Origin of the sequence: Sphingomonas sp. (genome assembly GCF_965227385.1) — a bacterium.
In the GTDB taxonomy this organism is placed as follows: domain Bacteria; phylum Pseudomonadota; class Alphaproteobacteria; order Sphingomonadales; family Sphingomonadaceae; genus Sphingomonas.
On the sequence record NZ_OZ245750.1, the window covers coordinates 3,453,922 to 3,465,745 of the forward strand.

The 11,824-nt window shown below is 64.3% G+C and carries 11 protein-coding genes; 6 read left to right on the forward strand and 5 right to left on the reverse strand.

Annotated features, from left to right (window positions below; translation table 11 throughout):
* Positions 1 to 59: 59 nt before the first annotated feature.
* Genes ACO05N_RS16950 through ACO05N_RS16960 form a run of 3 tightly spaced genes read right to left on the reverse strand, consistent with a single transcriptional unit; the run spans position 60 to position 2,612 of the window.
* Positions 60 to 461 (reverse strand): C-glycoside deglycosidase beta subunit domain-containing protein, encoded by a 402-nt coding sequence (locus ACO05N_RS16950; protein WP_294017409.1) that lies wholly within the window; start codon positions 459 to 461, stop codon positions 60 to 62.
* On the reverse strand, positions 454 to 1,386 hold the full coding sequence (locus ACO05N_RS16955) for a sugar phosphate isomerase/epimerase family protein (protein WP_422058160.1): 933 nt from the start codon (positions 1,384 to 1,386) through the stop codon (positions 454 to 456). The genes ACO05N_RS16950 and ACO05N_RS16955 overlap by 8 nt, the downstream gene beginning before the upstream one ends.
* A complete protein-coding gene (locus ACO05N_RS16960; protein ID WP_422058161.1) occupies positions 1,383 to 2,612 on the reverse strand; it encodes an FAD-dependent oxidoreductase in 1,230 nt (409 codons plus the stop codon). Before ACO05N_RS16960 ends, ACO05N_RS16955 begins: the two co-directional genes overlap by 4 nt.
* A gap of 138 nt (positions 2,613 to 2,750) precedes the next feature.
* Between ACO05N_RS16960 and ACO05N_RS16965 the strand changes: the two genes are divergently transcribed.
* Positions 2,751 to 3,365, forward strand: a complete 615-nt coding sequence (locus ACO05N_RS16965) for a TetR/AcrR family transcriptional regulator (protein WP_422058162.1) — start codon at positions 2,751 to 2,753, stop codon at positions 3,363 to 3,365.
* A gap of 655 nt (positions 3,366 to 4,020) precedes the next feature.
* On the opposite strand, the gene ACO05N_RS16970 is transcribed toward ACO05N_RS16965, so the two are convergent.
* On the reverse strand, positions 4,021 to 4,593 hold the full coding sequence (locus ACO05N_RS16970) for an FMN-dependent NADH-azoreductase (protein ID WP_422058163.1): 573 nt from the start codon (positions 4,591 to 4,593) through the stop codon (positions 4,021 to 4,023).
* Between the two features lie 92 nt (positions 4,594 to 4,685).
* On the opposite strand from ACO05N_RS16970, the gene ACO05N_RS16975 reads away from it, so the two are divergent.
* Positions 4,686 to 5,060, forward strand: a complete 375-nt coding sequence (locus tag ACO05N_RS16975) for a winged helix-turn-helix transcriptional regulator (protein WP_422058164.1) — start codon at positions 4,686 to 4,688, stop codon at positions 5,058 to 5,060.
* A 152-nt stretch (positions 5,061 to 5,212) separates the two neighbouring features.
* Here the strand turns inward: ACO05N_RS16975 and ACO05N_RS16980 are convergent, their stop codons facing one another.
* A complete protein-coding gene (locus ACO05N_RS16980) occupies positions 5,213 to 6,130 on the reverse strand; it encodes a LysR family transcriptional regulator (RefSeq protein WP_422058165.1) in 918 nt (305 codons plus the stop codon).
* A gap of 117 nt (positions 6,131 to 6,247) precedes the next feature.
* On the opposite strand from ACO05N_RS16980, the gene ACO05N_RS16985 reads away from it, so the two are divergent.
* From ACO05N_RS16985 to ACO05N_RS17000, 4 genes are read left to right on the forward strand one after another with little or no spacing between them, the layout of a single operon-like run.
* A complete protein-coding gene (locus tag ACO05N_RS16985; protein ID WP_422058166.1) occupies positions 6,248 to 8,551 on the forward strand; it encodes a TonB-dependent receptor in 2,304 nt (767 codons plus the stop codon).
* The gene (locus ACO05N_RS16990; RefSeq protein WP_422058167.1) at positions 8,551 to 9,522 is read left to right on the forward strand and encodes an MBL fold metallo-hydrolase; all 972 of its coding nucleotides are present in this window, start codon (positions 8,551 to 8,553) and stop codon (positions 9,520 to 9,522) included. Before ACO05N_RS16985 ends, ACO05N_RS16990 begins: the two co-directional genes overlap by 1 nt.
* A gap of 10 nt (positions 9,523 to 9,532) precedes the next feature.
* Positions 9,533 to 10,648 carry an FAD-dependent oxidoreductase gene (locus ACO05N_RS16995; protein WP_422058168.1) on the forward strand — a complete coding sequence of 372 codons (1,116 nt, stop codon included), beginning with the start codon at positions 9,533 to 9,535 and terminating at the stop codon, positions 10,646 to 10,648.
* A gap of 10 nt (positions 10,649 to 10,658) precedes the next feature.
* Complete coding sequence (locus ACO05N_RS17000; protein ID WP_422058169.1) at positions 10,659 to 11,822, forward strand: MFS transporter; 1,164 nt, start codon at positions 10,659 to 10,661, stop codon at positions 11,820 to 11,822.
* The last annotated feature ends 2 nt before the right edge of the window (positions 11,823 to 11,824 follow it).

An 11,824-nucleotide genomic window follows, 5' to 3' on the forward strand; every position in this document is an offset into this window, starting at 1 on the left:
GCCCTGTGCGATGCCTGCCCGGCGCGGTGGCGCCCCGACCGCGTGCGGAAGCGCACCCGTCACAGCACGATCGTCGCATGGCGGCTGTCGCGCACCGGGATCGGGCGAAACTGCGGCGGGAAATAGGGATGGCGGTAGTAAAGCACCGTTTCGACGAGGTGGACGCCGCGAGCGAGACCGCCCGGCTTGTCCACGATGACGTCGATCGTCTCTCCGACCGACCAGCGCAGTTCGGTCAGCGCGTCGAGCTCGGCATGGGCATAGTCGCGCTCACCGATCCGGTAGCGATTGCCCGATGCCGGGAAGAGTTCGCCGTCCACCGTAACGTCGACCCCTTGCATCAGCGACACCCGGGTGCCGCGATAATTGGGCTGGCGGATCCGCAGCCGGAATCCGGTGGGGCCATCGGACGGCCCGACATTGGCAAAGCCGCTGCTCTGCACATGACTACGCTCAAGCATTGGCGATTTCCGTCTGCGATTTGGTGGAGGTGCGCTGGTCGAATTCGTCTTCGAGCTTGCGGATCAGCGCGTGCTGGCGACGGACCTGTTCGATCGCGACCCAGGGGTCGCGCACGCCCTCATATTCGCTCGAGAGATAGCCGGAATAGCCCAGCGACTTGAGCGCCGGGACGACCTTTTCCCACGGGATGTTATGGTCGTGCAGCTGTTCGTCGATGTGGTGGAACTTGGCTTGGATGAACGGGACATAATCGATCACCTCGGCGAGTTGCTCGACCGGCACCTTGATGCCGTTGAGGAAGCTCATCGCGCCCTCGCGCATTTCGGGCGTCTCGTGCTGCCAATAGGGCAGCGGGCGGTCCTGAAAGATCCCGGTGTCGATCAGCAGGCCGAAATGCTTCGTGCCGGTGCGCTGGATGAAATCGACATAGCCCTCGACAACCGGATGGCGGATCGGAGTGGGCGCATGAATCTCGGGAATGATCATGACATCGAGCTTCGCGGCCAGGTCCAGCACGCGCTCGACCGCACCACTCCAGATCGGGTGGGGCGTCAGCTCGTCGTCGATGACGCCGAACTTGGGCCGCAGGAAGCGGAACCCCAGCCTTTTGGCTAGGTGCAGATCGAGGGTCAGCTGCGCCGCCCCCTCTTCGGCGGTCAGATCGCGGTCGCGCTGGACGTGCGTATCGATCCAGCTCGCGAAATTGGTTGGCTCCAGTCCGTACTGATCGACCAGCGCAAACCAGCGGTCCAGCCACGCGGCGCTGGGTTCGGGATAGGCGTCGACATGTGCTTCGCCCAAGATTTCGATGCCGGTCGCACCCAGATCGGCGGCGTGATAAAAGGCGTCTTCCAGCCCCATCACCGTGCCGATGTCGTCGGTATAGCTATACAGCGAGACGCCGTATTGGAACGATCCGCTCATGCAGCGCTCGCCTTCTCTTTCAGATGGGGTGGAATAAAGGGCTCGGCGTCCTCGATTTCGGCGAGTTGCGAGAGGATGTGTTTGGGCATTTCGTCCCCGACCATCTTTTGCAGGAACGACGTGTGGTCGAACACGAAGTCGCGAAGCGGGCGCAGCGGGGCCGGCAGATGGTGGAACATCCGGCCCGTCTGATACGCCTCTTGCGACACGCGCGAGGTGTGCGGCTTGCGCCGGTCCTCGTAGCGCTGCAAGGCTCCGGACACGGCCGCGGTATCCGCAATGTCGACCGCGGCAAGCTCGCGCGCGAGGAAGTAACCGTCCTCGATCGACATGCCCGCGCCATAGGCCGCATAGGGCGACGTCGGATGCGCGGCGTCACCGACCAGCGTCACCCGCCCCTTCGACCATTGCGGCAAGGGCGGCCGGTCGCGGATTTCCCAGCGCTGCATATGCTCGAGCGGCGTAGCTGCGATCAGATCGCGGACGGTCTGCGAAAATCCGGCGGCGCGGTCGCGACAGAATGCGATGAGGTCGGCAGGCGGCGGCGCACTGGGATCGCACGCCTCCAACACCCACCATTCATAGCCCCATTTCCCTTCGTGCCGGATCGGCGTGTAGCTGACCTGGGTCGTGCGATTGTGCGACAGGACGCCGACCCCGTCCGGCGCCCGGTCCAAAAACAGATAGCCGCCGACAAGATGCAGATGCTGGTGCCGGATCGGCGCATCGCCCCAGAGCGACTTGCGCACCGAAGAATTGATGCCATCGGCGCCGATGACGACGTCGGCCTCGAACGCCTCGCCATTTGCAAAGTCCAGCCGGACCGCATGGCCGAGGTCGGTGTGGCTCACCAGATTGTGATCAAGCCTGATCGTTCCCGGTGGCAGGGCCGCCATCATCCGCTGGTACAGTCCCCAGCGGAGCAGGCCGATGAACCCGCCGCCAAATTCGCGCTCGACCTCGGGGGTCAGCTTCACCTCGGCGCGGGTGCGGCCCTTGGCACTGCGGAAGAACAGCTTGCACGGCGCACCCAGGTCGTCGGTGTCGACGCCGATCAGCTTGAGCACTTTCTGGGGCGGCGGCCACAGATTGAGGATGTTGCCTGCTGCCCGAACCTCGGCGGCACGCTCGAACAGAGCGACCTCGAATCCGACGCGGATCGCGGCCAGTGCGGCAGCCATCCCACCCGGCCCAGCTCCGATGATTGCAATCCGCCCCTTTGACATCAGCCGATCCTCACCTGTGCACGCGTCAATCTAATCCGTGCTTAGATGGGTTCTAAACAGTGATTAGATTGTTTGGCAAGAAGCTTTTTTGGGGCTAATCAGCCAGAACAACGCGCGATCGAAGAGGCTGGAGAGAACGTGGCGACCAAGGCGAAAACCTATCACCGGGAAGATTTGCGGGGAGAATTGCTGCGGGCCGGGCGCGCGTACATCGCCGAACATGGGCACCATTCCCTCTCGGTCCGGACCTTGGCAAACACGGTCGGCGTGTCTCCCGGAGCGCCCTATCATCATTTCAAGGACCGACGGGCGCTCCTGCTCGCGCTGGCGATCGACGGCTATGCGGAGATCACCGACGCGGCAGCCGAAGCGACCTCAGTCGGGACGCCGGAAGAGCGGCTGGTGCGAATGGGGATGCAGTTCATCGACTTCGCGACCCGCAGCCCGCAACTTCTCGAGCTGATGTACGAGAGCGAGCTCACCAGCCCGGCTCCAGATCCGGCGCTCGTCGAATTTCAGGACAGGGGGCATGAGGCGCTCGTCAAACCCGTGCGCGAGGCGCTCGAGGGATTCAGCGAAGAAGAGATCGAAGTGCGCGTCCTTGCACTCTGGTCGACGATCTACGGGTTTGCCTCGCTCCGCCGCAAACACATGATCCAGAAGGTCGAGCCGCGCGAGTTGGGGCGTGATGAGGTCACGCGCAAGGTGATCCAGGTGGCAGTAAATGCTGCACTCGGGAATTTGACCAGCTAGACCAGTGCCTAACAAAGTGCCAAATAGCGAATTTTCTCTAGAGCCGGCCATTCAGCCTGAGCGTAGACAAACGGTCGATTTCGGGCGAGTGCGCTAGTAGGCTGGAGGGCCGAATTTAACGAATATGGCGGACGACGAATTGAGCTTGTCGAGCTCGCTTCGGATCGCGCCTCAGTCAGCCAGGCGTGCGAGGCGCTGCTTCCTTTATGTTCAGATAACGTTTCAAGCACCTACCGGAGAACTACCGGATCAGCATCTTCCGCCAGCTAGTAAAATACCACTAACCCATTTGATTAGCAGGCTTTTTATCGTCGACATGGCAAGGATTGAACTTGCGACCCCTGCGATGTCCACACAGCGCTTGATTACAAGGCCGCCTTTACAACACAGCTTTGCCGCATCTAAGGACCGAACTCGCTTACAAGTGTGAGTGTGAGTACATCCGCTGAGTACACCTGCGCTGATCTCTGGCATAGAGAATGGCGGAAAACCTTGGTTATTTGCCGTATTGACGCCTCCCGTAGGGTCACGACGTCAAACGGAAACTGGCGGAATATCGCCATTTCGGACGATCTAGTCAGATTACGTCCCACATCCCGCCCTACAAAATCTGGAAGCTCTTCTGACATCTTGCGGTGCATTCAAGTCATCGGCTTCACGCCGGCGTAAGGTCGCCCTGGATTGCAGCAACCTGATTTAGCGCCGATGCGATCGCCCTTTCTCGCTGTTCGGGCCCGTAGGCGACACCTTCGGCAATCACGAATTCGGGCTGCGCGATGCCGATAAAGCCAAGCATTGCTCGCAGATGCGTTTCGGCATGTTCCAATGCAGCCGAGCCATCGGCATAGTGGCCGCCGCGTGCGAGTGCGACCAGGACGCGCTTGTAGCCGACCAGGCCTTCGGCCCCGTTCTCGCCATAGCGGAAAGTCTTGCCGGCAATGAGAATGTGGTCGAACCAGCTTTTGAGCTGTGTGGGGATCCCGAAATTGTACATCGCAGCGCCAATCACCACGATGTCGGCGGCAAGAAACGCGTCGAGCGTGGCGGTCGCCTCAAGCGTGGCGAAGCCGGGAAGGGTCAAGTGGGGCAGCGGTTGTGCGCCGAGATCGCGGTAGGACAGCTCAAATCCGCTGTGCGACCGGCGCAGCTGTTCGACGACCGCGGCGGAAAGGGTGCGGCTGACCGAAGCGTCGCCTTGGATCGATGAATCGAGATGAAGTAGGTGCATGGGGCCTGTTCCTGTCTTACGTGGCCCAAACCACGTAGAGTGCCCCTTCGCCCCGCCAAGAACGCATATTTTCGAGACCTAGTCACATGGATATGACCGCTTCCACGACGCATAACCCCGCCCGATGCCAGGAGGTGGCGCGCCATCTGGAATGGATCGGGGATCGATGGACGTTGCCGGTCGTCGTCGTGCTTGCGTCGGGTACGCTGCGCTTCAATGAACTGCGCCGGGCTGTCGCGGGGATATCTCAACAGATGCTCACCCGAACGCTGCGCCGCCTCGAACGCGATGGCGTGGTGACCCGGACGGTGCGTCCCACGGTTCCGCCGATGGTCGAATATGCGCTCACACCGCTGGGGCATTCGCTGGCCGCGCTCGGCCAGGATCTGGGGCGCTGGGTGGTGGATCAGGAAGCGGCGATCCATGCCAGCCAGGCCGCGTTCGACGCGCGGGAAGCTTCGGAATAACGGTCTGCGCGAGGAACCTGCCGGGGCGGAGCGACAATTGCGCCGGGGCATATTGGTCACCCAGCCGCTCAAGCCGATGGTATATCGGATGGCACCAAGCCAACGCATGCGGGACCGCTTTCCGGAGTTGAAAATTGCCCGGGTTGGTCCGGCTACCCGGCAACAGGCGCCCGATCGGCGCGCGCCGCGGTCTGCAGTCGCTCGCACAGCCAGGCCAGCCCGCGGTCGGAAGAACGGGCACTATGAAACTGCATCATTTCGCGCATCAGCGGCAGCGGGAAGGGCGGCTCCTGAATCATCAGCCCGAGTTGAGGCGCAAGCTCCCGCGCGAGCCGCTCATGCATCAGCGCTAGCCGCGTTGTGCCCGGCAAGATCCACGGAACCTGCGAAAAGGCCGCACAGACCACCTCCACCCGGCGCTGCTCGCCCTGCCCGCGCAGAAAATTGTCGATGAACGTGCCGTCGCGCGACACGCTGGTCGCGACATGGCCACTGGCAAAATAGGCCTCGGCGTCCAGTGGCCGCTGCATCACCGGATTGGTCGAACAACCGACCACGACGTGCCGTTCCTCGAAGAGCAATTCGCGCGGGTGGTGGGGGCTGAGAAACTGTTCGGGCGAGATCAACAGGTCGATCTCACCATCGTCGAGCATTTCCAGAATATCCGAGCGCGGCAGCGTGATCTCAATCTGGATGAACGGCGCCACCTTGTGGAGCAAGCGCAAGGCGGGGCCGAGCAGCACGGTGGTGATGTAATCCGACGCGACGATGCGGAACTTGCGCTGGGAATGAGCGGGATCGAACCGCATCCCGCTGGCAAGCATGGCGCGCATGTTGAGCAACGCGGCAGAGACGTGAGGGGCCAGCGACAGCGCAGCGGCGGTGGGAACCATGCGCTTGCCATGCTGGACGAGAATCTCGTCCGAAAACGACTCGCGCAAGCGCTTGAGCGCGGCGCTCATCGCCGATTGGGTCAGGTTCAGCCGCTGGGCAGCACGCGTAACGCTGCGTTCGTCGATCAGGACATCGAATGCAATCAACAGGTTGAGGTCGAACTGATCGAGCCGCATCCATCAATTCCGTTTGTGCAAAACCATAGAAACAAATCGTTATGATAATTGATCGGCTTTGACCATCCTCAATGCAGAGGCGCGCTCAGCGAAGCGGCGCCCAGGGAGGGTTGTCTGATGAAAAAATTGCTTCTCGCGGGGACCGCGATCCTCGTCGCCCATGCCACGCCTGCATTTGCGCAGGAGGCACCTGCCGCCCCGGCCGCAGCCGAGGAAGCCGACGGTCTCCAGGACATCGTCATCACCGCGCAGCGCCGGTCGGAGTCGCTGCAGCGCGCCGCCGTTGCCGTGACCGCCGTAACCGGCGACGATCTGGCGCAGTCGGGCATCACCGAAACCGCCAATCTGGGCAAGCTCGTCCCCTCGCTGGTGGTCCAGCCGACCGGCGGCACGACCAGTTTCTTCCTGCGCGGCGTCGGCACGAACTCGCAAAACTCGTTCTCGGAGAACGCCGTCGCGTTCAACTTCAACGGCGTCTATGTTGGCCGCCCGACCGCCCCGGCTGGTGTGTTCTACGACCTGGAGCGGGTCGAGGTGGTCAAGGGGCCGCAGGGTACGCTGTATGGCCGCAACGCCACTGGCGGCGCGATCAACGTCCTCCCGAAAAAGCCGATCCTCGGCAAGTTCGGTGGCGAGGCGCTGTTCGAATATGGCAATTACGACAGCAAGAAGGGCTTCCTCGCGCTCAACGTGCCGATCGGTGACACGGTCGCGCTGCGCGTCGCCGGCCAGATCGTCGATCGCGACGGCTATATCTCCGATGGTTATGACGACGACAAGGGCGAGGCGGTGCGCGCGTCGCTGCTGATCGAACCGTCCGACCGCTGGTCGATGACGCTGGTGGCCGACTACTACAATCAGCATGGCAAGGGTTCGGGCGCGGTGCTGTTGCCCGAGGCGCGCTATACCGTTCCGGCGCTGGAGGATCGCGTCAGCGTGTCTGACCCGCGCGCGCAGGCCGCGATCCGCCAGCTCGCCTCGACGATCTTTGCCCCGCCCTTCTGCGGCGGCGCCGGCGGGTTCGTGACCAGCGGCTGCGTCGCGCTGCCGGGCAGCGACGGATTCCTCGACAACGAATTCTATGGCGTCAGCGCGACGGTGGTCGGCGATCTCGGCTTCGGCACGCTGACCGTGCTGCCGGCCTGGCGGCGGTCGGACGTGCGCTTCCGCACCTACCTGCCCGGTTTCGCAGGCGACATCACCGACCTCGCCGAGCAGACCTCGGTCGAAGTGCGGCTGTCGTCGAACGAGGACCAGAAGCTGCGCTATGTCATCGGCGGCTTCTATTTCGGTGAGAACCAGGCGACCGAGAATTTCTTCCGCCAGGGCAATATCTCGACCACACGCTTCACCCCGCGCCTCAACACCGAGAGCGTCGCGGCGTTCGGCCAGCTGACCTTCGACCTCAGCGACAGCCTGCGTCTGGTTGCGGGCGGCCGTTACACGCGCGAGGACAAGAAGCAGCTGACCTCGACCGCATCGGGCGGCCTGCCTGGCCCGATCAACCCGCCGCTGAGCGTGCCGTTCACCGGCAGCCTGAGCTTCGAGAAGTTCACCTGGAAGGCGGGCGTCGAGTTCGACGCGGGTCCGGCGTCGCTGATCTATGCCAACGTCGCGACTGGCTTCAAGGCGGGTGGCTTCTTCGTTGCGCAGCCGCCCAACAACACCTTCCGCCCGGAAACGCTGACCGCCTATACCGTTGGCGCGAAGAACCGCTTCCTCGACAACAAGCTGCAGCTGAATTTCGAGGCGTTCTACTGGGACTATAAGGATCAGCAGATCACCTTTGTCGGCGGCGTGCCGACTGGCAGCGGCGTGTTCGCGCAGGGTTCGATCACCGTCAATGCGGGCAAGTCGCACATCTATGGTGCCGAGTTCGAGGCGCGCTTTGCGCCCAGCCGCAACGACCTGTTCAATCTCAACATCCAGTATCTGAAGGGCAAGTACGACAGCCTGGTCACGGCGAACTTCTCGCCGACCGGGGCGCCGGTGACCACCGGCTGCCGCACGCTGGGCAGCCGCGCGGCCAATCCCGGCGTGAACAACGCCCGCTTCTACGACATCGACTGTTCGGGCAAGCCGACGGTCAACTCGCCGGAATGGGCGATCAATGTCGGTTACGAGCGGACGTTCGAGCTGACCGGCGACCTCGATTTCATCGCCGGTGCGCGGGCGAACATCGAGAGCAGCCGCTTCATGAACTCCAACTATCGCCCTGAGGAAAAGCAGGACGGGTTCGTGATGGCCGATGCGTTCGTGACGTTGCGCAGCCAGCAGGGGTGGAGCGTCACCGGCTTCGTCAACAACCTGACCGACGAGGAAGTGCTGGCGCGCGCGGGCACCCGCCCGATCCTCGACTTCCCGGTCGGTACGCTGCGTCCACCGCGCACCTATGGCGTCCGCGTCGGGTTCGACTTCTGATGCGCGCGTCGTTTCTGGGGCTGGCGGTTGCGGCGGCATTCGCGGCCTCGCCTGCAACGGCACAGCAGGCGCCGCCCCAGGGCGATGCGTTCATTACCCTCGGCACGATGGGCGGACCGGTGGCGGGCCGCGACCGGTCGCAGCCCGCCAATGCGCTGGTCCATGACGGGCGCGTCTATCTGGTCGATGCCGGGGATGGCGCGGTGCAGCAGCTGACCAAGGCAGGCTATCAGTTGCCCCGCGTACGCGCAGTGTTTCTGAGCCACCTGCACACCGACCATACCGGTGGCCTGTCGGCGGTGCTGGGCCTGCGCAACCAGACCAATGTGGCCGACAAGCTGACCGTATATGGCCCACCGGGCACGCGGGAGCTGGTTGCGGGGATGGTCGCGTCGATGCAGCCCGCGGCGCGCGTCGGCTATGGCATTCCGGGCCAGCCCTGGGCGCCGCCGGCCGACACAGTGACGGTGATCGAGCTGACTGACGGGGACAGGATGACCGTGGACGGCATGACCGTCACCGCGGCGCAGAACAGCCATTATGACTTCGCACCCGGCAGCATCGAGGACCGCAACTACAAGTCGCTGTCGCTGCGCTTCGACCTGCCCGGCCGGTCGATCGTCTATACCGGCGATACCGGGCCGAGCGCGGCGGTGGAAAAGCTCGCCAAGGGTGCGGATTTGCTGGTCAGCGAGATGATCGACATGGCCGCGACGATGGCGACGGTCGCCCGCAATTCGCCGAACATGCCCGCCCCGGCCAAGCAGAAGCTGGAGCAGCATCTGTCGACCCATCACCTGACGCCCGAAGCGGTCGGCGATCTTGCCGCACGTGCCGGGGTGAAGGCGGTGGTCATCACGCACTTCGCGGGCGGCACCCCCGACCCCGTCCGCACCCAGGGCTATATCGCCCAGGTCCGCGCGCGCTTTGCTGGGCCGATCACCCTCGCCAACGACCTCGACCGTTTCTGAGAGACTGAACATGAAATCCGGCAACATTCTCGTCATCGGCGGCGGCATTGGCGGCCTGACCGCCGCCATCGCGCTGCGCGCCAAGGGTTTCGACGTCACCGTGATCGAGCGGGATCCCGACTGGTCTGTCTATGGCGTCGGCATCATCCAGCAATCGAACGTGATCCGCGCGATGGCGCAGCTGGGGCTCATCGACGAATATGTCGCGTCCGGCGTCGGATTCGATGCGGTCGAGATTTTCACGCCCACCGGGGTCAAGGTCGCGCGCGTGCCGACCCCGCGACTGGTCGATGGTTATCCCGCGAACATGGGGATCGGCCGACCGGCGCTGCACAAGATCCTGGGCGACCGCACCATTGCCAGCGGCGCGAAGGTGCTGCTCGGCGTCACCGCGACGGAGTTGAACGACGATGGCAGCGGCGTCGATGTGACGCTGTCCAATGGCGGCCGGGCGCGCTTCGACCTCGTGATCGGCGCGGACGGCGTCTATTCGCAGACCCGGGCGGCGCTGTTCCCCGATCTGGCCGGGCCGCAATTCACGGGGCAAGCGGTGTGGCGCTACAACCTGCCCCGCCCCGCCGATCTTGACGCGCTGCATGTCTATAACGGGCCGACCGGCGTCGGACTGGTGCCGGTGTCGGAAGCGCTGATGTATATCTATGTCACCACGCCGGAGCCCGATAATCCGCGCTACCCCCGCGAGGGGCTGGCGGCGGTGATGCGGTCGAAGATGGCGGGCTGCGCGCCGTACATCCGCGAGCTCTCAGAGCTGGTCACCGACGACAGTGGCGTCGTGTATCGCCCGCTCGAAGGCATGCTGGTCGAAGGCGAATGGCATCGCGGCCGCATCGCGCTGCTGGGCGACGCGGTGCACGCAACCACCCCGCATCTGGGCCAGGGCGCTGGGATGGCGATCGAGGACAGTCTGGTGCTGGCCGAGGAACTCGCGCGGCACGATACTGTCGAGAGCGCGCTGACCGCCTATCGCAACCGCCGCTTTGATCGCTGCGCCTACATCGTCCGCTCGAGCCTTGCGATCTGCATGGGCCAGCTCGGCAAGGGGCCGCCGATCGATAACGCCAAGGCGACGCACGAGATGTTCGAAGTCGTAGCCCGACCGATCTGAGGAACGCGCGATGACCCAGCAAGCGACGACCCGCCATGGCGTGATCCTGATGCTCACCGCGGTGATGCCGACCATGGCGATCATCGCGCTGGTGCCGGTGCTGCCGCTGCTGCTGCGCGAATTTGCGGGCGTGCCGGGTGCGGCGGTGCTGGTGCCGATGGCGCTGACGATTCCGGCATTGTGCGTGGCGCTGTTTTCGCCCGTCGCCGGGTGGCTGTCGGACAAGCTGGGGCGCAAGCGGCTGCTGATCGCGGCGCTGGTCGGTTATGCCGGGTTTGGGCTGTTGCCGCTGCTGCTCGGCGACCTGCGCATGATCCTCGCTGCACGCGTGGCGCTCGGGGTGACCGAGGCGATCATCATGACCGTCGCGACCGCGCTGGTCGGGGACTATTTCACCGGCGAGCGGCGCGAGAAATGGGTGTCGATCCAGATCGCCACGGCAAGCGTCAGCGCGATCGTGCTGATCGCGGCGGGCGGTGCGCTGGGCGAGGCGTTGGGGTCGCGCGGGCCGTTCTGGCTGTATCTGCTGGCGCTGCCGGTCGCGGGGGCCGCGGCGATTATCCTGTTCGAACCGGCGAAGGCTTCGGTGGCTGCGGCGACTCCTGCTGCGGGCAAGGCGCAGGGTATCGCGATGCTTGTTGCGATCACCTTTGGCATCGGGATGCTGTTCTACACGCTGATCGTCCAGCTGGGCCCGGTGATCGAGGCGACCGGGGTCACCTCGCCCGCCACGATCGGGCTGGCGGGTGCGGCGGCGAACCTGGGCGTGATGGCTGGGTCGATGCTGTTCGGGCGGCTCAAGGGCTGGTCGGGCGAGACCTTGCTCGCGATCGGTCTGCCGCTGGTTGCGCTCGGCTATGTCGGGATCGCGCTGTCGATAAGCTTTGCGCTGACTGCGGCGTGCGCCGTGGTCATCTCGATCGGCAATGGCCTGATGCTTCCGACGATGCTCGCCTGGGTGCTGCGCCGCCTTCCGCCAGAGACGCGCGGGCGCGGGACCGGCGTGTGGACCGGATCGTTCTTCCTCGCCCAGTTCGTGGCGCCGATCGTCGCGGTCGCGCTGTCGGGCGTGCTCGGCGCCCTGTCGAGCGTCTTCCTTTTCTACGCCGCGGCGGCAGCAACCGGTGCCATTATCGCGCTGCTGCGTCGCGGCACCGCCACTCAAGGAGCATGAAT